General features: G+C 40.0%; 26 protein-coding genes. 21 read left to right on the top strand and 5 right to left on the bottom strand.

What is annotated here, in order from left to right; translation table 11 throughout:
* Window positions 1-3: 3 nt before the first annotated feature.
* The 3 genes from SALWKB2_RS10975 to SALWKB2_RS10965 all read left to right on the top strand — a co-directional run bounded on the left by SALWKB2_RS10975 (window position 4) and on the right by SALWKB2_RS10965 (window position 2,075).
* Complete coding sequence (locus SALWKB2_RS10975; protein WP_025331722.1) at window positions 4-663, top strand: hypothetical protein; 660 nt, start codon at window positions 4-6, stop codon at window positions 661-663.
* Between the two features lie 21 nt (window positions 664-684).
* A complete protein-coding gene (locus SALWKB2_RS10970; protein WP_025331721.1) occupies window positions 685-1,050 on the top strand; it encodes a roadblock/LC7 domain-containing protein in 366 nt (121 codons plus the stop codon).
* A 446-nt stretch (window positions 1,051-1,496) separates the two neighbouring features.
* Window positions 1,497-2,075: a hypothetical protein gene (locus SALWKB2_RS10965; protein ID WP_025331720.1), complete on the top strand. Its 579-nt coding sequence runs from the start codon at window positions 1,497-1,499 to the stop codon at window positions 2,073-2,075.
* A 700-nt stretch (window positions 2,076-2,775) separates the two neighbouring features.
* On the opposite strand, the gene SALWKB2_RS10960 is transcribed toward SALWKB2_RS10965, so the two are convergent.
* The gene (locus tag SALWKB2_RS10960) at window positions 2,776-3,258 is read right to left on the bottom strand and encodes a hypothetical protein (protein WP_025331719.1); all 483 of its coding nucleotides are present in this window, start codon (window positions 3,256-3,258) and stop codon (window positions 2,776-2,778) included.
* Between the two features lie 491 nt (window positions 3,259-3,749).
* On the opposite strand from SALWKB2_RS10960, the gene ybeY reads away from it, so the two are divergent.
* The 4 genes from ybeY (at window position 3,750) to rpoH (ending at window position 7,977) form a co-directional block, all read left to right on the top strand.
* Window positions 3,750-4,265, top strand: a complete 516-nt coding sequence (ybeY, locus tag SALWKB2_RS10955; RefSeq protein WP_025331718.1) for an rRNA maturation RNase YbeY — start codon at window positions 3,750-3,752, stop codon at window positions 4,263-4,265.
* A 2-nt stretch (window positions 4,266-4,267) separates the two neighbouring features.
* On the top strand, window positions 4,268-5,104 hold the full coding sequence (locus tag SALWKB2_RS10950) for an HlyC/CorC family transporter (protein WP_025331717.1): 837 nt from the start codon (window positions 4,268-4,270) through the stop codon (window positions 5,102-5,104).
* Between the two features lie 273 nt (window positions 5,105-5,377).
* A complete protein-coding gene (gene lnt, locus SALWKB2_RS10945) occupies window positions 5,378-6,898 on the top strand; it encodes an apolipoprotein N-acyltransferase (RefSeq protein WP_025331716.1) in 1,521 nt (506 codons plus the stop codon).
* Window positions 6,899-7,128: 230 nt separating this feature from the next.
* A complete protein-coding gene (rpoH, locus tag SALWKB2_RS10940; protein WP_025331715.1) occupies window positions 7,129-7,977 on the top strand; it encodes an RNA polymerase sigma factor RpoH in 849 nt (282 codons plus the stop codon).
* A gap of 158 nt (window positions 7,978-8,135) precedes the next feature.
* Here rpoH and SALWKB2_RS10935 read toward each other — a convergent pair whose 3' ends face one another.
* The gene (locus SALWKB2_RS10935) at window positions 8,136-8,978 is read right to left on the bottom strand and encodes a DUF3579 domain-containing protein (protein ID WP_025331714.1); all 843 of its coding nucleotides are present in this window, start codon (window positions 8,976-8,978) and stop codon (window positions 8,136-8,138) included.
* Window positions 8,979-9,514: 536 nt separating this feature from the next.
* Between SALWKB2_RS10935 and SALWKB2_RS10930 the strand changes: the two genes are divergently transcribed.
* A complete protein-coding gene (locus tag SALWKB2_RS10930) occupies window positions 9,515-9,853 on the top strand; it encodes a P-II family nitrogen regulator (protein ID WP_025331713.1) in 339 nt (112 codons plus the stop codon).
* 30 nt (window positions 9,854-9,883) lie between these two features.
* Entirely contained in the window at window positions 9,884-11,209 is a 1,326-nt protein-coding gene (locus SALWKB2_RS10925; RefSeq protein WP_080690472.1) for an ammonium transporter, read from the top strand.
* 105 nt (window positions 11,210-11,314) lie between these two features.
* Here the strand turns inward: SALWKB2_RS10925 and SALWKB2_RS10920 are convergent, their stop codons facing one another.
* From SALWKB2_RS10920 to orn, 3 genes are read right to left on the bottom strand one after another with little or no spacing between them, the layout of a single operon-like run.
* A complete protein-coding gene (locus SALWKB2_RS10920; RefSeq protein WP_025331711.1) occupies window positions 11,315-11,788 on the bottom strand; it encodes a CinA family protein in 474 nt (157 codons plus the stop codon).
* A complete protein-coding gene (pgi, locus tag SALWKB2_RS10915) occupies window positions 11,769-13,430 on the bottom strand; it encodes a glucose-6-phosphate isomerase (protein WP_025331710.1) in 1,662 nt (553 codons plus the stop codon). The genes SALWKB2_RS10920 and pgi overlap by 20 nt, the downstream gene beginning before the upstream one ends.
* A gap of 45 nt (window positions 13,431-13,475) precedes the next feature.
* The gene (gene orn / locus SALWKB2_RS10910; protein ID WP_025331709.1) at window positions 13,476-14,024 is read right to left on the bottom strand and encodes an oligoribonuclease; all 549 of its coding nucleotides are present in this window, start codon (window positions 14,022-14,024) and stop codon (window positions 13,476-13,478) included.
* 336 nt (window positions 14,025-14,360) lie between these two features.
* Between orn and SALWKB2_RS10905 the strand changes: the two genes are divergently transcribed.
* The 12 genes from SALWKB2_RS10905 (at window position 14,361) to rpsQ (ending at window position 21,370) form a co-directional block, all read left to right on the top strand.
* Window positions 14,361-15,647, top strand: coding sequence for a M48 family metallopeptidase (locus SALWKB2_RS10905; RefSeq protein WP_025331708.1), 1,287 nt, complete (start codon window positions 14,361-14,363; stop codon window positions 15,645-15,647).
* Window positions 15,648-15,649: 2 nt separating this feature from the next.
* Window positions 15,650-16,534: a ribosome small subunit-dependent GTPase A gene (rsgA, locus tag SALWKB2_RS10900; protein WP_025331707.1), complete on the top strand. Its 885-nt coding sequence runs from the start codon at window positions 15,650-15,652 to the stop codon at window positions 16,532-16,534.
* Window positions 16,535-16,763: 229 nt separating this feature from the next.
* On the top strand, window positions 16,764-17,408 hold the full coding sequence (gene rplC, locus SALWKB2_RS10895; RefSeq protein WP_037394597.1) for a 50S ribosomal protein L3: 645 nt from the start codon (window positions 16,764-16,766) through the stop codon (window positions 17,406-17,408).
* Complete coding sequence (gene rplD / locus SALWKB2_RS10890; RefSeq protein WP_025331819.1) at window positions 17,408-18,028, top strand: 50S ribosomal protein L4; 621 nt, start codon at window positions 17,408-17,410, stop codon at window positions 18,026-18,028. The genes rplC and rplD overlap by 1 nt, the downstream gene beginning before the upstream one ends.
* The gene (gene rplW / locus SALWKB2_RS10885; protein WP_025331706.1) at window positions 18,025-18,339 is read left to right on the top strand and encodes a 50S ribosomal protein L23; all 315 of its coding nucleotides are present in this window, start codon (window positions 18,025-18,027) and stop codon (window positions 18,337-18,339) included. The genes rplD and rplW overlap by 4 nt, the downstream gene beginning before the upstream one ends.
* A gap of 5 nt (window positions 18,340-18,344) precedes the next feature.
* On the top strand, window positions 18,345-19,181 hold the full coding sequence (gene rplB, locus SALWKB2_RS10880) for a 50S ribosomal protein L2 (RefSeq protein WP_025331705.1): 837 nt from the start codon (window positions 18,345-18,347) through the stop codon (window positions 19,179-19,181).
* 5 nt (window positions 19,182-19,186) lie between these two features.
* The gene (rpsS, locus tag SALWKB2_RS10875; RefSeq protein WP_025331704.1) at window positions 19,187-19,462 is read left to right on the top strand and encodes a 30S ribosomal protein S19; all 276 of its coding nucleotides are present in this window, start codon (window positions 19,187-19,189) and stop codon (window positions 19,460-19,462) included.
* A 10-nt stretch (window positions 19,463-19,472) separates the two neighbouring features.
* Entirely contained in the window at window positions 19,473-19,802 is a 330-nt protein-coding gene (rplV, locus tag SALWKB2_RS10870) for a 50S ribosomal protein L22 (protein WP_025331703.1), read from the top strand.
* A gap of 9 nt (window positions 19,803-19,811) precedes the next feature.
* Window positions 19,812-20,516 carry a 30S ribosomal protein S3 gene (gene rpsC, locus SALWKB2_RS10865; protein WP_037394614.1) on the top strand — a complete coding sequence of 235 codons (705 nt, stop codon included), beginning with the start codon at window positions 19,812-19,814 and terminating at the stop codon, window positions 20,514-20,516.
* Window positions 20,500-20,916: a 50S ribosomal protein L16 gene (rplP, locus tag SALWKB2_RS10860; protein WP_037394618.1), complete on the top strand. Its 417-nt coding sequence runs from the start codon at window positions 20,500-20,502 to the stop codon at window positions 20,914-20,916. The genes rpsC and rplP overlap by 17 nt, the downstream gene beginning before the upstream one ends.
* The gene (gene rpmC / locus SALWKB2_RS10855; RefSeq protein WP_025331702.1) at window positions 20,916-21,107 is read left to right on the top strand and encodes a 50S ribosomal protein L29; all 192 of its coding nucleotides are present in this window, start codon (window positions 20,916-20,918) and stop codon (window positions 21,105-21,107) included. The genes rplP and rpmC overlap by 1 nt, the downstream gene beginning before the upstream one ends.
* Window positions 21,107-21,370, top strand: a complete 264-nt coding sequence (rpsQ, locus tag SALWKB2_RS10850; RefSeq protein ID WP_025331701.1) for a 30S ribosomal protein S17 — start codon at window positions 21,107-21,109, stop codon at window positions 21,368-21,370. Before rpmC ends, rpsQ begins: the two co-directional genes overlap by 1 nt.
* Window positions 21,371-21,492: the final 122 nt, after the last annotated feature.

Raw genomic sequence — 21,492 nt, 5'->3', positions numbered from 1 at the left:
AGTATGGAATCTACATTACAGCTACATCATGATCTATATCCCAAAGTGATGCCGGCCGGTGCATTCTATGCAGTATCCAGCCCAAGTCACAGCGCCAGCCGTATGTTACTGGCCAATATTCTTCAGGCGGATATTAATTCGAGGTTAACCGAAGATCGTTTGAAGCAATGGGCTGAAACAGATGATGTTCATACAGCATTGAATTTGTTATATCGCTTACAGCGTCTGGAGTTTTTATACGGTGAAGCTAAACCCAGCTCTCAACTGGTTAAAGTAACTTCAGACGGATTTGAGAATATTCTGGGTCAGTTATCAGACAGTCATAAAGCTCTGTTAGTTGATCAGGACGGTTTTTATTTTGCTAATGTCGGTTTTAATCACGAAACTGCTGAAGAAGTGGCCAACCTTGCCAGTGAAGCAACGCGACTGACCGAAAAGCACAGCCTGCTGATTAAAAATAACCTCAATATATACAACAACGCTATCGGGATCTGTGATCCTGCCGGTCAGAGTGAATTAACATTCTTCCCTCTGTACATAGGGAATACCAAAAATATTTTGGTAACGGCCGGATTACCACTACTTAATAGTGAAGCTTTTGTCACTATGGTGCGTGGTCTGTATGTATTGGCGGGTGAAGACATTCATGTGGTAAATGAATAACATCAATAGAAAGACATCAAGATGCAAGAACAATTACTGGTTTCGGTATTAAGTGATTTAAACAGCTCTTCGGCTGATATTACTGCATCTGCTGTAATTTCCTCCGATGGTCTGCCGGTAGCAACCTTGTTACCGAATGGTGTTGATCCAGACCGCGTTGGTGCAATGGCAGCAGCTCTGCTTGCTTTGGGTAACCGTACCTCCCGTGAGTTACAGTGTGATGAACTCGAACAGGTTATGGTAAAGGGTAAACATGGTTATATTCTGCTAATTCAGGCAGGTGAGACCAATGTGCTGGCAGTTACTGCTAACGAAGGCGCTAAGCTTGGCCTCATTTTATTGGATGCCCGCCGCGCAGCACGTAGTATTGTAGATATTTTACGCTAAATTATCATATATAATGAAAGCCCTGTTTTCATATATTTAAGCAGGGTGAGTAATTTTATATCAAAGAGGTAAATTGATAAGTGGCTTAGAATAGCAGTATATTTTAAATTATTTGAAGCAATCAATTTACCAGATGTCTTTTGCCATAAGTTTATTCATATTTGAATAAAATATTGAATTTACTTATGGATTTTGTTTATTGGCGAAAGAAACAGCTATTTTAATTATTATTGAATTAGCCTAATCAGTTTCACAATGCATTAGAATCTTGTTTTTTAATATCTGTATTCATTTATATAATTTAAATAATAAATATATTAAGAAAATAAAATAATTTTATATAAAAATAGTGAATCAGTAATTTATACTTTTGGCAAAAAACAAGCAAATTATTGAAACAATAAATATTGGAAAGATGTTTAATTCTATTTTTTCTTAGGGGTACAATGAAATTTAAATTAGTAATGTTTATATTATTAGGTTTAGTTTTTACCCTGCAAAATGTTTATGCTAATTCTGATGTGGATTTAGATACCATTCCGGAAGAATATCGATTTCCCAAATATAATAACATTGCTCATCCGCCAATTAATGTTGAATATAAAGGCCATAAAGGAACAGCGATGTTTCTTAGTAATACTCTTGAAAAAGAAAAGCGTAATTTAGAGGTTTATTTCTTAACAAATAATAATAAAGAATTAAATAAAGCATACGAACTTGATACATATCAATATGGTGATGCAGAACTAGTAAGTGCTTTTGAATATGCTGATAAAAAAACAGGCGACAAATACATTTACATTTTACTTAAAGATACTTTAGAGCCAAACATATCATACAGTTATGGCTTTATTGAATTACCTTTATTTATAGAAGATGATGGTATATTAAGGGCATTATTTTTTTGGGGGGATAATAGAGTCATATCAAAAACGATTTGTATCGATAATTTTCAAACCGACGAACGCTGTGAATTTTCAACGAAAGAGGGATTGATAAAATATCTTAATAAAGTGAATGAATGATAAATGGGACTGAATTATTATTTTTTATTAATCAATTAAGTAAAAGATTAAAAAATGGGATAAAGTAAATTTACTGAATTGTATTAAATCTTAAAAGATAAATCGGTTAATCAAGAATAATATATTGATTAAATTTAGATTAATACATTTATTTGTTTTGCTGAGAATCTTAAACAGATATAAATGTACACCACCAAAAATAATTCTTCAAAATACATTATTAAATTACTTTATTGTTGAGAAAAGATAGAATTAGATGGTAATAAAGTTTATTGTGAAGAAACAATAAAAGTGCTTGTGTTATTGAAAGGAAAGACAATAAATTTTTATTCATCACATTGATTTATAGGTTATAAATTTCAGGATAATAACCATTTGTATGTTATTCGTAATGATATTTTGGGAATCTTGCATAATAAAGAATTATTATAGCAAATTTCATTATGTTCATTAATCATAGTAGGGCTTAGTTTTTTATTCACTTTGTTCCTTACATTGGCGGTTTTGTATTACTCATTTTATGTACCTGAACGGAACTCTTGGCAGTGATCGTTTTGGCGAAGATTCACTTGCAAGTTCTAACAGCAGTTTAATATAATATTTTAGTTATATCGTCTAATCAAAAGAAAGGTTTAATTAATAAAGTAGGCTCTTTTTTATATTCAACACACACTATATAAATAAATTATGCTTATCAGTATCACGATGCAGATATTTGATGAGCCGGCAAATTTTCTCCGCCTATTTGAAAAAAAGATAACTGATAACTAATTATATCTTCTTTATTTTCAGGAATATAAAATTGAACTTCACACGGATGCTCTGGAAACTGTAATTTTAGTTTTGCAGTATAAATTTCTTTAAGCACTTTACCTAAAGCAACTACTTTGTCACTCGTTACTTGTTCATTACAATGAATATCGGCGATGTGAAGGTGGTTAACAAGACACTCTACAGAGTAGCGCGTAGCCCCTTCCTTTTTTGCCCAACTATTGAGATAATCTGCTGTGAGCCCTTCTCGCACAATATAGCCATCAATCCATTGAAATGTTGGCCAAAATAATGTGCAATAACCCACGGCTAAATCATAACTCCCCATACAGCCAATCCAACTTTCTAAATCAATGCCTGCTCCATTATTCCATGCGCCTAGCTCTTGCTGCATACTTTCAGGAATGTCCATTATGAGCTCCATCTACTAGTAAAATAATATAATCATAACATAGCAAAGTGCTTGTTTTAATTAAAGGTGCTCTTAGTACTCTCTCAAAAAAGACACTAACCACATTAATTGTCGGTGCCTTTTTGGTTAATAACACATCAAATCTTAAGAGAGCAGTGGATTAATGAAGATTAATTTAAAAATAAGATTTTAACATTTTAAATGCTGGATAATAAAATTTGTACAGTTAAAACTATATGTAAGAAATTGATGAAAAAATATGATGTTAAAATGGAAAATAACAAACAGGATAATGGGTGATGATACAAAAAATGAACGATTATGTGCAATATAGCTGAATGGATCAAAATTTTAATATAAATATTATCAAATTGAAATTTAAACTTTAATAGTAAAATCCTGATAAAAGCATTATTTCCAGAATTAGTGATGTAGTGCATTTATCAATAGTACTTGTTAAAATATACCTATTAGGATCAAAAATAAAATAGATGAAAATTGCCAAAAAAAAGTCGGTTTTACAGCATTTGAATCAAATATTCAGTTTAAATGTCGATAATCGCAGTAATGCCAGCCTTGTTCCAACTTACAGGCAGTGGCGGCAATGGATATGGCAAACGTGTAAGAATAGTTATAAACAAGCTAATATTGCTATATTACTGTGTAATGAAGATGAGGCAGCCCAATTTAATCATGATTATCGAAACAAAAATTATGCAACTAACGTTCTGAGTTTCGCACTCAACGAAGGCGAAAGCATGTATTTGCCTGATTGTTCAGAACTCAATGGCGATCTGATTTTTTGTCCTTCGGTGATAGAAAAAGAAGCCACTGACCAACATAAATCAGTAATAGCGCATTACGCTCATCTTACTGTTCATGGTGTTTTACACCTGATGGGCTATGATCATATTGATGATGATGAAGCAGAAATTATGGAAGCGCTTGAAATTCGTATTCTGCATCAGTTAGGATATACTAATCCCTATATACAGGATGAATATTGATTATGGACGAAAGTTCATCGAAACCCGGATTTTTTGAGCGACTGGTTAATCGTATATCTGGAGAGACGCCGGATACTGAAGAAGACGTACTGCAAACCTTGCGGGAAGCCCATGAACGACAGGTTTTTGATGCAGATACCTTACAATGTCTGGAAAATGTACTGGACTTTGCTGATCTGGAAGTACGCGACGCGATGATAACGCGCAGCCAGATGGATGTGATTAAGATTGATGATTCATTAGACAAAATTATTACTTATATCATTGATACTGCTCATTCTCGTTTTCCGGTAATTGGTGAGGATAAAGATGAAATTCTGGGTATCCTGCATGCAAAAGATTTACTCAAATACTGGAATAAAACAGAGCATTTTCAGCTAGAACAAATATTGCGTCCTGCTGTATTTGTTCCGGAAGGTAAATCACTGAATACATTGCTGAAAGAATTCCGTGAGCAACGTAATCATATGGCTATTGTTGTTGATGAATATGGCGGTACTTCCGGACTGGTGACATTTGAAGATGTAATAGAGCCTATCATTGGTGATATCGAAGATGAATTTGATGAAGATGATAGTGCTGATAATATTTTTGCAGTGTCTGCTGAGCGGTTTCGCGTTAATGCGGTGACAGAAATAGAAGATATCAATGCATTCTTCGGTACCGATTATTCTGATGAAGAAGTAGACACTATTGGCGGTCTGGTTATTCAGGAAATAGGACACATGCCAGTACGAGGTGAAAAAATTACCATTGGTAAATTAAACTTCACAATAGCCCGGGCTGATGCACGGCGCTTACAGACACTAATGGTAACTGTTAAACATGATGTAGATTAGTATACTTAATGCGTTTGCGCATTGAAAAATTTTTATTTACATTGTTTTAGCTACAGAAACATAGAGATAGCTTATCAATCCGTATTTTATAGAAGGCAATATTTATGGTAATTAATCATATATTGTATTGAAAATATATTATTAAAATATAATGAATATTGATGTTTGCCATTAATGGCTAATGTAATTATTAAATTTTAATTTAGCTGTCTAAAAGCTGCGGAGATTTATGTGACTGCTCAACCGGTGATAGCTGCACAACATTCTTCTGCTATGAAATGTCATGCTATTTTAGCTAAAGCATGGGTGTACTGGCCGTTATTATTCATATCTGCGGTTCTGGTACCATTTACCTTTGCTCCTTATTATCATTATTGGCTATTACCAGTTTTACTGGCGTTATTGCTGATTTTGCAGAGTGTACGGCCACAATGGCGTATCAGGACAGTCTATCTGTGGGCATTAACCGCATATACATCATTACTCTACTGGATAGATATTGCTTTACATGATATTGCCGGATTAGCGCAAATTTGGGCTTGGCCGCTGACATTGATATTACCTGCTTATTTGGCCATTTATCCTGCTATAGTATTCTGGTTACTGGGTAAGTTCAGGTTTTCAGGCACTATTTGCCATACTATTGTATTACCTTTGTTATGGTGTCTGGCTGAATTTGTCCGTGAACGTGCACTAACAGGTTTTGGCTGGGGCATCTGGGGTTATAGCCAAATAGCAGATTCGGCTCTGGCCGGTTATGCACCAGTAGGTGGTATTTTTCTGGTTACACTGGTTACTGTAGCCAGTGGTGCCTGGTTGGCTGAGTTGGTACTGGCAAAAAGTTGGAGAGCAAAGATTAGCTGTGGTGTTGCATTAATAGGTGTATGGTTGGTTGGAGCGATATTATTACAGTTTCACTTTACACAGTCAGATGGCACTCATGCCAGGATTGCTCTGGCACAAGGCAATATTCCACAGTCATTAAAATGGGATGAACGGTCACTACAGCCAACCTTACAACGTTATCTTGACCAGATAGCCAGTACCCATGCAGATATTGTTATTTTGCCAGAAACAGCGATTCCGGTAATGCGTCAGGATATGCCTGCTGAACTATTAGATGAATTTACTCAGCTTGCACGCAGCCATGGTTCTGCACTCGCCGTGGGTATTCCGCAATATACGGCAGATGGAACCGGTTATCAAAATGCAGTGATTAATTTTACAGCTACTCCTGTAACAGCCGGATTGCCTTTCTATGCAAAAAATCATCTGGTTCCGTTTGGTGAGTATATTCCTTTTCCGGCTTTACTGGGCTGGCTATATAGTAAGATGGACATGCCACTGGTCGGTTTTTCTGGTGGTGGCATAGGACAAATGCCTTTACAACTGGCTAATCAGCATATTGCATTTAATATCTGTTATGAAGATGGTTTTGGAGATGAACTAATTGCTACAGCCAAACAGGCGAGTTTACTGGCAAATGTAAGCAATATGGCCTGGTATGGAAAGTCACATGCTATGCAGCAGCAATTACAGCAATCTCAGGCACGTGCATTAGAAACAGGGCGCTATATGGTTCGTGCAACCAATACAGGAATGACTGCAATTATTAATCCTAAAGGGAAAGTTGTGGCACAACTTAAACCTGATACTGCATCTGTATTAGAAGGTGAAATATCCGGTTATAAAGGTAGTACACCTTATATGCGACTCGGAAGCAGCTGGCCTTTGGCTTTGATCAGTCTGTTTTTACTGTTAATGCTAGGTATTTATGGACATTATCGCCATTGAATAAACTAAACTAATGTGTATAATGATAAATTTATACAATCAAAATTTTAAATATACATTATTTTTCCTATAATGAACAAATCATAAATAGTAATTGAAGTACATTAATATTTTAATTACAATGATAAATTATTAACTCAGTTATTAATTGGTTTTCCTGAAATAAACAATGTGTTATTGTAGGGAACGAAAAATAATTAAATAGCTGGGCACACAGAGAAAGGACAGGCATGAATACCGCTTTTGCATTACCCGTGCTGACCGGGCATGGTAGTTTGGAGCAATACATTCATACCGTAAACAATATTCCTATGCTTTCTCCCGAGGAAGAACAGGATTTAGCGGTACGCCAGACCGAAGGGGATTTAGAGGCTGCAAAAAAACTGATTTTGTCCCACTTGCGTGTAGTGGTTTCTATTGCTCGTGGTTATGATGGTTATGGTCTGAATCAGGCTGATTTGATTCAGGAAGGCAATATTGGTTTGATGAAAGCGGTAAAACGCTTTCAGCCAAGTCGTGGCGTACGTTTATTTTCGTTTGCGGTACATTGGATTAAAGCTGAAATACATGAATTTATTTTACGTAACTGGCGTTTGGTGCGTGTAGCTACTACTAAACCACAGCGTAAATTATTCTTCAATTTACGCAGTATGCGCAAATCTATGGCTGCGTTAAGTAACAAAGAAGCACAGTCGATTGCTGATGATTTAGGTGTGAAACTGTCTGAAGTTCTGGAAATGGAACAGCGGATGACAGGTAAGGACATGTCGCTGCTGGCAGAAAATGATGATGATGATAATTTTGCACCAATAGACTGGCTGACTGACAGTACTACAGAACCAACACAAGTACTGGCACAGCAGGCGCATTACACTTTGCAGACAGAAGGTTTGCAGAATGCGCTGGCCAAACTGGATGATCGCAGTCGGCATATTGTTGAAAGTCGCTGGCTGGCAGATGATGGTGGATTAACCTTGCATGACCTGGCTGGTGAATATGGTGTATCTGCAGAGCGTATCCGCCAGATTGAAGCCAAAGCTATGCAGAAATTACGTGGCTATCTTGCTGAAAAAGAATGAGATTTATATCGTTCTATTCAGAAATATGAAAATAAATTCAATCTGATTTGTAGTATTTTTAAAAACAAATTAATTGAAGATAAATTTACTATCTTAATAGCTGATAAAAATACAGGATATGAAATATCCTGTATTTTTATATGTTTTGAAAATGTTATTTAATCAAGTTTTTGGCTGAATTTATGGCTGCATAACGTAAAACCGTTTTTCAGATATAAATGATGCATATTGCTACTATCCGAAGATACATTTGAATCAGCATGAATACTGTTACAGTGTTCATTTATTGCAATTGTTTTCAATGTTTCGAAAATCTGGCTAGCCTGCTCATCAGCTATGGGTAAATGAAGGCTGGCTAAATCATCAATATGGATATGGCGTCCAGAAGCAAAGTTAGTCACAATTCGAAAGCCACAAACGGTCACGGCATTCTGTTTACCTTCTTCAAATATCCCCAAAAGACGATAACCTTCGGTCTGCTGAATTTTTACCATATCTTGAAACTGAGCTATATCACGAATATTGGGATGTAACAGATGCAAAGCTGCAAAAGCAGAACTAATATCTGCAGGAGTCAGTTCACGTAATTGATTAACCGGAACCTGTGGTTCTGTTTCTATTTCTGTTTGAATTGTATTTAATTGTGTTTGTGTTGTTTCTGCATTTTTCTGAGATACAGCATCGGTGAGTGTAATTTGTTTATGTTCCTGCTCTTCTAATAAAGATTTGCAATCCAAAATACGTAGGTCGTTATCACGGGCAAAGTCCATCAGAAAATTGAATGCTGTACTGCTGATTTCTTCCAGTTTACGATCAACGGCAACACAACGAATATTATCTATTAAAATAGGACGAACCCATTGATGATAAGACAGACGATGTCCCTGATCAAAAGAGGACAATATCCCGCATAAACGCTCGGCCCAGTCACTGGGACGAAAACGTTTATTATTATTAGTCATACCCTGGATAACGATTTCATACGGATTGCAAATTAGCATGTTGACCTCTTGATAGAAACATGAAGTTTCAATAATGCATATATTTATTTTTACTGTCGTGATTAATTATACCTGATACGGCATATTTAATGTATGTCACATGTGTGTGTTTTCTATTGAAATTATTTATGCAAAAAGAATAATAAATGTAATTTTATTTCATCTGCTACTTTTATTCTCTCAGATACAATTTCTGATAAAGATATCATCTGGAGTTGATATGTATTTATATCTATTGAGCTGATTAGTTTATATGCAGAATTGAAATATAAATGGTTTATATAACTATTTTATTTGTTCTATAGGCTATATCAACCAGATTGATTATGTCATTTGTCTGAGGGATTCATTAGCAAAAAATAAGATAAATACCTCAGTAATTTTGATACATCTTTGCAGATTTAAAATAAAGATGTATGGTGTTATTAAAATTTTTGCTTGCTGCAAATTGCAGAATTAACAATTTGGATTTGATGAATGTCATTAAGACTGTCTTGATGAGTAACATTCAAAAATTCTGAAAAGAGGAGAGTTATATGAAAAAAATCACAGCGATGATTAAACCATTCAAGCTGGATGATGTACGTGAAGCACTGGCTGAAATAGGTGTGCAAGGAATGACTGTCAGTGAGGTAAAAGGTTTTGGCAGGCAAAAAGGACATACTGAAATCTATCGGGGTGCAGAATATGAAGTCGATTTCTTACCTAAAATTAAAATAGAAATTGTACTCGTGGATGATCTGGTAGAGCGGGCTGTTGAAGCGATAATGACATGTGCCAGTACAGGTAAAGTGGGTGACGGCAAAATTTTTGTTTCAGCGGTTGAGCAGGTGGTGCGAATACGTACAGGTGAGTCCGGATCGGATGCTGTATAAATAATCTGAATAATTATTAAGGGAAATACAATGAAGTTGATTGATAAATGTGTAGTAATGACAGCTCTGTTATTACCATTGCCGCTACTGGCTGCTGATTTGTCCGGATGGTGGCGACCGCTGTCAGAGATAAATGCAGGTAATACAGCATGGGTAATGACTTCTGCCGTACTGGTTTTGCTGATGACTGTTCCGGGTCTGGCATTGTTTTATGGCGGAATGGTACGAAAAAAAAATGTATTGGGTACCATGATGCACAGCTTTGTCGTTGCTGCGCTGGTGAGTGTGCTGTGGATGATAATAGGCTATTCGTTAGCTTTTACCCCGGGTAATTCATTTATTGGTGGTTTGGATCGATTTATGCTTGGTGGTATGGGGCTGGATAAAACCAGAGAAATGACTACTATTGTTAATGGAGATGGTACTGTTCCTGAATCAGTATTCATGTTTTTTCAAATGACCTTCGCCATTATATCTACGGCTATTGTAACAGGTGCTTTTGCCGAACGTCTGAAATTTTCAGCCTTATTGTTATTTTCCGGTTTTTGGGTTACTTGTGTTTATGCGCCGGTATGTCACTGGGTCTGGGGCGGGGGCTTTATGAGTGATACACAAACTCCGGTTCTGGATTTTGCCGGCGGAACGGTTGTGCACATTAATGCCGGTGTTGCCGGACTGGTAGCTGCACTGGTGATTGGTAAACGTCTGGGGTACGGTAAAGATGTAATGGCACCACATAATATGGTACTTACTCTAACCGGTGCTGCGATGTTATGGGTTGGCTGGTTTGGTTTTAATGCCGGTTCAGCTGGTGCTGCGGATGCTTCTGCCGGTATGGCTATGGCTGTGACTCAGATAGCAGCAGCTTCAGCAGCATTAACATGGATGTTATGTGAAAAACTGGCAGGACATAAACCTTCTGCATTGGGTATGGCTTCTGGTGCGGTGTCCGGTCTGGTAGGCATTACACCTGCTGCCGGGTTTGTCGGTCCACAGGCTGCATTGGTAATCGGAGTATTGACAGCTGTTGCTGCTTATTTTGCCGCAGTGTATTTAAAACGCAGATTTGGTTATGATGATTCGCTTGATGCCTTTGGTATTCATGGCTTTGGCGGTATCGTTGGTTCAATTTTAACTGGTTTGCTGTTCAGTAACGCCATTTTTGGCGGTGAGGCGACTTTAGGTAGTCAACTGCTGGCTCAGATTAAAGATGTGGCTATTACAATTGTATACAGCGTAATTATGACTTATCTTATTCTTAAAATTGTGGCAATTGTATGTCGCGGTTTACGTATTGATCATGATTCAGAACGCGAAGGTATGGATGTGAGTATCCATGGTGAACGTATTGAATAAGTATGGTTGATTCTCAATTCTGTTTGAAATGAAAAACTGACCGGCTGTGAAAAACCGGTCAGTTTTATTTTATCTGCTGGATTCTGATAACGTATACAGTCTGGTTTAACGGTATAAATATTGACGTAAAAAACGCAAAGCATATTCCACAGCCTGAGTGCGGATTGTATCTCTATTACCGTTAAACTGATAATTTTTAGCCCAGATACGCTGTTTGGTTGCCAGCCCGAACCATACTGTACCAACTGGTTTTTCGGCACTTCCTCCAGTTGGCCCGGCAATACCGGAAATCGAAATAGCATAATTTGCTTTCGAATTAATCAGAGCACCTAGTGCCATTTCGCGTACACATTCCTCACTAACAGCTCCATAATGGCGCAAAGTTGTTTCGTTAACATTAAGTAACTGTTTTTTTGCCTGATTGCTATAAGTGACATAGCCCATATTAAACCAATTTGAACTACCCGGCAGGCGAGTTAGTTCTGCTGCCAACAAGCCCCCGGTACATGATTCGGCACAGGTTACCGTATGTCCCAATTCATCCAGTTTGGTGGTAATGTCAATTAAGGTTTGTGTCATGGTGATGTTTTCTGAAATAGTCAATGAGGCCGTTAGTTGAAGCATCATGGTGTAGCGAATCATTAGTACTTAATTCCGGTTCAATATTTTTAGCCAGAACTTTTCCGTACTCTACACCCCACTGATCGAATGAATTAATTCCCCAGATTACACCCTGTACAAATACTTTATGTTCATACATGGCCAGCAGCATACCCAGATTAAACGGGTTAATTTCATCTATTAAGAGTGTATTAGATGGCTGATTACCCGGAAATACTTTTTGCGGAGCCATAATATCGCGTGATTTGTTATCCAGATGAATTAATTCGGCATAAGCTTCCGCCAGTGTTTTGCCACGCATAAGTGCTTCAGTTTGAGCAAAGGCATTAGCAACAAGAACTTTATGCTGGGTACTGACATGATAAAAACTGTTAACTGGAACAATAAAATCGGAAGAAATCAGTCGTGGTCCCTGATGCAGTAATTGAAAAAAAGCATGCTGGCAGTTAACACCTTCCTCACCCCAGATTATCGGACCAGTATCAAAGTCCAGCCGTTCTCCATAACGGCTTACCTGTTTTCCATTACTTTCCATGTCCAGCTGCTGCAAGTGCGCAGCCAGACGGCGCAGTCCGTGGTCATAAGGAATGATTGCATGGCTGGTTGTGGTATAAAAGGTGTGATACCACAATCCGATCAGTCCGAGTAAAACCGGAATATTATGTCTTAGCGGTGCATGAAAAAAATGTTCATCCATTGCTCTGCCGCCAGCAAGAAAATCCTGAAAATTTTCTTTACCAATGGCACAAATAACTGATAATCCAATAGTTGACCAAACAGAGTAGCGGCCGCCTACCCAGTCAAACATGGAGAATGTATGATCCGAAGTGATACCAAAAGCCTGTGCTTTATCAACAGCACTGGTTATCGCTATAAAATGGCGGCTGATATCAGCTTCACTCATTCCCTGTTGTAAAAACCAATTACGTGCGGTTTGTGCATTCAGCAAAGTTTCAGGTGTAGTAAAGGATTTGCTAGCAATGATAAAAATGGTTGTGGCCGGGTTAACTTTATTTAATACTTGAATCAGGTTGGCGCCGTCAACATTGGCAACATAATGAATATTCAGACCAGTTTGCTGAAACGGACGTAAGGCCAGTGTCACCATTTCCGGACCAAGATGAGATCCGCCAATACCTATATTAATAATATCCGTAATACGTTCATTACCAGCTCCGGTATATTCACCATTGCGCACTGATTCGGCAAAGTGGTAGGCTCGTTCCAGTTCCCGATGGATATCTGGTACGATATTATGATCATCAACATACACTTCAGCATGCGGCGGTAGCCTGAGTGCTGTATGTAATACGGCACGATTTTCGCTAACATTAATTTTATCACCGCGGCGCATTTTGTCAGTCCAGCCACGTACATCTGCAATATTGGCCAGCTCAATCAGTAATGCAAGCGTATCTTCAGTAATACGGTTTTTGCTGTAATCCAGTAACAGACCATTTAATTGTTCATGCATTTGTGCAAAACGATCCGGTTGCTGACGGAATAAGTCGCGCATATGCAAGAAACGGGTGCTGCGCTGATGCTGATGCAATTGTGCCCAAATGGCTGTCTGATTAATGGGGCAGGACGGATTGATCATAACCGGAATTAATTTCAGCAAAGATAAATAGGGCAGTATACAAAATCAGCTAGGTATTGTTAAGAAGTGTTCGCGATAATAAGCCATTTCCTCAATGCTTTCCTTAATGTCATCCAGAGCCTGATGTGCACCTTTTTTACTTATACCTTTGACAATGGTAGGATTCCAGCGTCTGGCTAATTCTTTAAGAGTAGAAACATCCAGATTGCGGTAATGGAAGTAAGCTTCCAGTCGCGGCATGTAGCGCACCATAAAGCGGCGATCCTGATGAATGGAATTGCCACACATTGGTGAGGCTTTTTCCGGTATCCACTCACTGATAAAAGCCAGCAATTTTTCTTCAGCCTCAGCTTCTGTTAGCGTTGAAGCTTTTACTTTATCTACCAGACCAGTACGGGTATGCGTAGTGGTATTCCATTTATCCATATGATCGATAATGCTGTCTGGCTGATGAATTACCAGTACTTCAGACTGTGCGAGTATATTCAGGTCACTATCGGTAATGATCATGGCAACCTCTATAATACGGTCTGTATCCGGATTTAATCCGGTCATTTCCATATCCAGCCACGCAAGATTTTTAGCGTTTTGCATATCTTAATCTTGATTAATAATAAAATATGATTTTAGCTTCTTTCTGGTAAGGCTGATAGGTTAAGCTGATTTTTTTACCTATATAGAGCTAAAATCAGGCAAAAGTAATAATAGTTTTAGGAGAACAGACTGAATTTCAGTTATTCTAATTGAATAGATTTTATGCAATGCTGTAAGTAGTTTCGGATATTATCACAAGACAACATACGGTAATAATATATTATTCAGTCAAATAATCATGTTAATTTTAAATAGAAGGATGTTTATTCAGTCACTTTTTAGCCAGTAACAGATAAACTCCGTTAAAATGATTATTTTCAGGTACAAAGTATTTTTATGGTGTTTTATTTTTCTGCCCAAACGATTTATATATTGTTTTTATTATTTTTCATCTGCAGCATATGTGGTCAGTTATATCTTTCTGTTCGCCAAAGTAAAGCTGTACTGGCACATCGTAGCCATGTTCCAGCGGCTTTTGTGCAAAGTGTGTCTCTGGCAGAGCATCAAAAAGCAGCGGATTATACTTTGGCCAAGCAGCGTCTGGCTCGTTATGAAATTCTGTTTCAGGCATTCTTATTGCTAATATTCACACTTGGTGGCGGTCTTGATCTATTAGCGCATTTAAGTCAGAAATGGGTGCAGCACGATATTGCACAGGGAATTGTGCTTATTGGTCTGTTTGCTTTGGTTAATATGATTCTTGGCTGGCCGATCGCCTGGTACCGCAGTTTTTGTCTGGAGGCAAAATTTGGCTTTAACAAAATGACCATGGCTACTTTTATTGCTGATCAGTTTAAAGGTAGTCTTTTAGCCATTATTGTTGGCTTGCCCTTACTGTATATTATTCTCTGGCTGATGCGGATTCTGATTGCAGCAAACTGGTTTGGTGGCGCATGGTGGCTGGCTGTATGGCTGGTATGGGTCAGTTTTTCCTTGTTGCTGATGTGGGCTTTTCCAAAATGGATTGCGCCGCTTTTCAATAAATTTGAACTATTGAAAGATGATGCATTGCGAACCCGGATTGAAAACTTGTTGCAGCGTACTGGTTTTCAGAGTGATGGTATTTTTGTAATGGATGGCTCCAGACGCAGCGGGCATGGTAATGCTTATTTTACCGGTCTGGGGAAACATAAGCGCATTGTATTTTTTGATACCTTACTGAAAGATATGCAGATAAGTGAGGTTGAGGCTGTACTGGCTCATGAGTTAGGTCATTTTGCCCACAAACATGTATTCAAACAAATGATTGTTACTTTTATACTGGCTTTAATTGTTTTTGCTGTTTTGGGCTGGCTATTACCTCAGACTGGTTTTTATACTGGTCTGGGTGTGCATGAAGTCAGTCATGCTATGGCTTTATTATTATTTATGCTTGTACTGCCTGTATTTACTTTTCCGTTTTCACCATTGTCGAGTGTTTTGTCCCGTAAAAATGAATTTGAAGCAGACCGTTTTGCAGCAAAATATGCAAATGCCGATGATCTGATTCATGCTTTAACCAAACTTTATCGTACTAATGCCTCCAGTCTGGTTAGCGATATATGGTATTCGCGGTTTTATGATTCGCATCCGGGAGCACGGGAACGTATTGCGGCATTACAAACAGCCGTAAAGGCAGCCTGAGAATGGCACAGCCTGCGAATGAATTATTAACAGCACAGATTATTACCAGTTTCGGGCGCCGCTTCATGGTGCGCACACATGCGGGTAAAACTTATGAAGCCACTACGCGAAAGAAAAGAGTTGATTTTGCTTGTGGTGATGAAGTCCATATTAGTCATATCAATCAGCAGCAGGCTGTAATTGAGGATTATTTACCCCGGCGCAGCCTGCTTTACCGGCAGGATGCTACGCGCAGTAAACTTATTGCGGCCAATGTTACCCTTATGCTAATCGTACTGGCTGCTGTACCGACTCCCAGTGAATTATTATTGCAGCGTGCATTACTGGCTGCAGAGGCTGCGGATATACCGCCACTGATTGTATTAAATAAAGCAGATTTACTACAAAATAAGCTTTGGCTCGAAAAATTGGCCTTTTATCAAAGTCTGGGTTATCAGGTAATCAATATTAGTGCCTTATATAATGTGGCTGAGCTGCGTCAGTATTTACAGGGAGAGCGGGCAATCCTGTTAGGTCAGTCAGGTATGGGTAAATCAACTTTAACCAATGCATTGCTGGGTAATGAACAGGCACGGGTAGGTGATATCTCAGCGGCACTGGATTCAGGTCGTCACACCACGACTCATGCGCAATTATATGATCTGGATGCACACAGTCAGCTTATTGATTCGCCCGGATTGCAGGCATTTGGCTTACATCATTTGTCAGTTAGTAATCTGCTGCATTATTTCCCTGATATGCGTCAGTATATCGGGGAGTGCCGTTTTCATAATTGTACTCATCGTCAGGAACCGGGCTGTGCGCTGAAACAGGCTGCGGCTGACGGGAAACTGAAGCCTGAACGACTTCAGTTTCTGCAAAGTATTACTGATGAATTAACCAGATAATATTTATATTCAGGCAGAGTAAAAATACCCGAAATCCAGACTAATAGTCATGTATAAGGCATAAACGTTGTTTTTTTATCTAAAAATCCGTGCTTTACTTGCATAAAAAATTGATTCATGCAGAGTAAACATGATACTATCGCCATCTTGCCGATTTTACGTCGGCAAGATTCTTTATTTGTGCGAGGCCAATCAATCGTAATTGGTCCCTTTATAAAAGGAAATAACTATGACTTTAGGTCTGGTTGGGCGCAAAGTAGGCATGACGCGCGTGTTCGATGAGAACGGCGCATCAGTTCCGGTAACTGTACTGGATATGTCTGCTAATCGCGTCACTCAACTCAAATCCGAAGCTACTGACGGCTACACTGCCGTACAGGTAACTTTTGGTCAGAAAAAAGCCAATCGCGTAAGCAAGGCACAGGCAGGTCATTTTGCCAAGGCAGGTGTTGAAGCCGGTCGTGGTTTGGTTGAATTTGCTGTTTCTGAAGAAAAACTGGCTGAATTGTCTGCCGGTGCTGAAATCAATGTCGGCATTTTTGCAGCAGGTCAGTTAATTGATGTCACTGGTACCAGTAAAGGTAAAGGTTTTTCTGGCACCATCAAACGTCACAATTTTGGTTCTCAGCGTGCTTCTCACGGTAACTCACGCTCTCATCGTGTGCCTGGTTCAACCGGTATGGCACAGGATCCGGGTCGCGTATTCCGTGGTAAACGTATGGCCGGACAGTACGGTAACGTTAAGTCCACCATTCAGAATCTGGAAATCGTACGCGTAGACACCGAACGTCAGTTATTGCTGGTAAAAGGTGCGGTGCCCGGTGCGGTTAACAGCGACGTTGTCGTGCGTCCGAGCGTGAAGGTAGGTGCGTAATGGAACTGAAATTAATTGATGCTCAGGGTCAGGTTGCAGGTGCAGTTGCTGCGTCTGACGCATTGTTTGCACGTGAATACAATGAAGATCTGGTTCACCAGCTGGTTACAGCTTTTCTGGCTAATGCCCGTTCCGGTAACCGTTCACAGTTAACCCGTGCCGAAGTAAAACACTCCACTAAAAAACCATGGCGTCAGAAAGGAACCGGCCGTGCCCGTTCTGGTATGACATCTTCTCCGCTGTGGCGCAGTGGTGGTCGTGCGTTTCCGAATAAACCAGATGAAAACTTTACCCAGAAAGTAAATCGTAAGATGTACCGTGCGGGTATGGCAGCCATTCTGTCTCAGCTGGTACGCGATGAACGCCTGTTTGTAATTGATGAATTATCTGCTGCTACTCCTAAAACCAAAGCATTTGCTGAACAGGTTAAAAATCTGGGTATGGAGCAGGTATTGTTCATTACCAAACAGCTGGATGAAAACGTTTACTTGTCTAGCCGCAACCTGCCGAATGTACTGGTTCTGGAAGCACAGCAAACTGATCCGTACAATCTGTTACGCTTTAAGAAAGTGGTGCTTACCAAAGCAGCAGTTGCACAACTTGAGGAGCAATGGGTATGAATCAACAACGTTTAATGCAAGTGCTCTTGGCTCCTGTTGTTTCCGAAAAAAGCAACATGCTGGCTGAAAAACGCAACCAGATGACGTTTAGAGTATTGCCGAATGCCACTAAACCTGAAATTAAGGCAGCAGTGGAACTATTATTTAATGTGAAAGTGGATTCTGTAGCCACAACCATCATTAAAGGCAAAAACAAACGTTTTGGCCGTACCATCGGTAAGCGCAGCGATGTTAAGAAAGCTTATGTCAGCCTGGCGGCTGGACAGGAGCTGGATATTGAATCTGCTGCCGCTTCTGCAGATAAGGAATAAGCACTATGGCTATTGTTAAAATGAAGCCGACTTCTGCTGGCCGTCGCGGAATGGTACGCGTGGTTGCGGAAGGCTTGCATAAAGGTGCACCCCATGCACCATTATTAGAAAAACAGTCTTCAACTGCCGGTCGTAATCACGGCGGACGCATTACAACCCGTCATAAAGGTGGTGGTCACAAACACCATTACCGTATTGTTGACTTTAAACGTAATGATAAAGACGGTATCGCTGCTAAAGTAGAACGTATTGAGTACGATCCGAACCGTACCGCTCATATTGCGTTATTGTGTTTTGCAGATGGTGAACGCCGTTACATTATTGCGCCGCGTAATGTTCAGGTAGGTGCCGTATTGGTTTCCGGTTCTGAAGCTGCAATTAAAGCTGGTAATAATCTGCCAATCCGCAATATTCCGGTAGGTACAACTCTTCATTGTATCGAAATGAAACCGGGTAAAGGCGCACAGATTGCCCGTTCAGCCGGTGCATCTGCTGTATTGCTGGCAAAAGAAGGCGTATATGCACAGCTGCGTCTGCGTTCAGGTGAAGTACGTAAAATTCATGTTGACTGCCGTGCCACCATTGGTGAAGTAGGCAATGAAGAACAAAGCCTGCAAAAATTGGGTAAAGCCGGTGCTAAACGCTGGCGTGGCATTCGTCCGACCGTACGCGGTGTTGTGATGAACCCGGTTGACCACCCGCATGGTGGTGGTGAAGGTCGTACAGGTGAAGCTCGTGAACCGGTTAGCCCATGGGGTACACCGACTAAAGGCTATCGTACTCGTCGTAATAAACGCACGAACAATATGATTGTTCGCCGCCGTTACTCAAATAAAGGTTAACTGATATGGCTCGTTCATTAAAAAAAGGCCCATATGTCGACCTGCATTTACTGAAAAAGGTCGATGCGGCTCGTGCTAATAACGACAAACGCCCGATTAAAACCTGGTCACGTCGTTCCACTATTCTGCCTGATTTTATCGGTCTGACCATTGCTGTACACAACGGCCGTACCCACGTGCCTGTATTTATCAGCGATAACATGGTTGGTCATAAGTTGGGTGAGTTCTCATTGACCCGTACCTTCAAGGGCCATTTGGCTGATAAGAAGGCTAAAAAATAAGGGATAAAACATGAGAGTTAGTGCACAACACAAAAATGCCCGTATTTCAGCACAAAAAGCCCGTCTGGTAGCTGATTTGGTACGTGGTAAAGATATTGCTCAAGCGTTGAATATTTTGACATTCAGCCCGAAAAAAGGTGCTGAACTGATTAAAAAGGTACTGGAATCTGCAGTAGCCAATGCCGAACACAACGAAGGTGCTGATATCGATGAACTGAAAGTGGTTACTATTTTTATCGATAAAGGTCCGAGTCTGAAACGTTTTCAGGCACGTGCTAAAGGTCGTGGTAACCGCATCGAAAAACAAACTTGTCACATCAACGTGATTGTAGGCAACTAAGGAAAAGCGATGGGACAAAAAATTAACCCTACAGGCTTTCGCCTGGCAGTGAATAAAGATTGGTCTTCCAAGTGGTTTGCCAAAAGCGGCGACTTTTCCAAAGTGCTGAAAGAAGATATCGACGTACGTCATTTTTTACGCAAACGTCTTGCAAATGCTTCTGTAGGTCGCGTGGTAATTGAACGCCCGGCAAAATCTGCACGTATTACCATTTACAGTGCCCGTCCTGGTATTGTAATCGGTAAAAAAGGTGAAGATATTGAAGTATTAAAACGTGATTTGCAGAAAATCATGGGCGTGCCGGTGCATGTAAACATCGAAGAAATCCGTAAACCGGAAATCGATGCGCAAATTATTGCGGACAATATTGCCGGACAACTGGAAAAACGTGTTATGTTCCGTCGTGCCATGAAACGTGCTATGCAGAATGCTATGCGCGTTGGCGCCAAAGGCATCAAAATTATGTCTTCAGGTCGTCTGAACGGTATCGAAATTGCGCGTACCGAATGGTATCGTGAAGGTCGTGTGCCTTTGCATACCCTGCGTGCCAATGTTGACTACGCTACCAGCGAAGCCAAAACTACATATGGCATTATCGGTATCAAAGTCTGGGTTTACAAAGGTGAACTGACACCGGGTGAAATTCAGGCTAAGCCGGAACAGGACAAGAAACACAGCAGAAAGGCAGGTGGTCGAAATGCTGCAGCCAACTAGAATGAAATACCGCAAACAGCAAAAAGGCCGCAACACCGGTATTGCTACTCGTGGCAATAAAGTTAGCTTTGGTGATTTTGGTCTGAAAGCTGTGGGTCGCGGTCGTTTGACTGCACGCCAGATTGAGGCAGCACGTCGTGCAATGACCCGTCATATTAAACGTGGCGGTCGTATCTGGATTCGCGTATTCCCGGATAAACCTATTACTGAAAAACCAATTCAGGTTCGTATGGGTGGCGGTAAAGGTAATGTGGAATATTACATTGCTGAAATCCAGCCGGGCAAAATGCTCTACGAAATGGACGGTGTTGATGAAACATTGGCTCGTCAGGCTTTTGAACTGGCTGCAGCCAAATTGCCGATTCAGACTGTATTTGTTAAACGCCAGGTAGGTCAATAATGAAAACCAGTGAATTGAAAGACAAATCTGTTGAGCAGTTAAACGAAGAACTGGTTGGTCTGTTGAAAGCGCAGTTTGGTTTGCGTATGCAGCACGCCACCGGCCAGCTGGGTAAAAACAGTGAGCTGAAAAAAGTGCGTCGTAATATTGCTCGTGTAAAAACCATTTTGCATCAGAAGGATGGTGAATAATGACTGAAGCTAAAAACGTACGTACTTTGCAGGGCAAAGTCGTGAGCGACAAAATGGATAAAACTGTAACAGTATTGGTGGAACGTAAAGTGAAACACCCGCTGTATGGTAAAGTAATCCGTCGTTCTACTAAAATCCATGCGCACGATGAGCAAAACCAATACGGTATTGGTGACGTTGTTGTCATTTCCGAGGGTCGCCCGTTGTCAAAAACCAAAAGCTGGGTTGTAACTGAGCTGATTGAGAAAGCACGTAATGTGTAATTAACACAACAATGTGCTGCAATTAGGGAACGAAGTCTTGCGACAATCAGATATTGTCTGTAAACTTCGTTCCTTAACTTTCAGTTTCTTGAAAGTCTCCGGCAGTCGCCGGAACTCTCCCT

Source organism: Snodgrassella alvi wkB2 (assembly GCF_000600005.1).
GTDB lineage: Bacteria > Pseudomonadota > Gammaproteobacteria > Burkholderiales > Neisseriaceae > Snodgrassella > Snodgrassella alvi.
The sequence above is the reverse complement of the archived record's forward strand: the minus strand, read 5'-3'. Positions and strand labels throughout refer to the sequence as shown.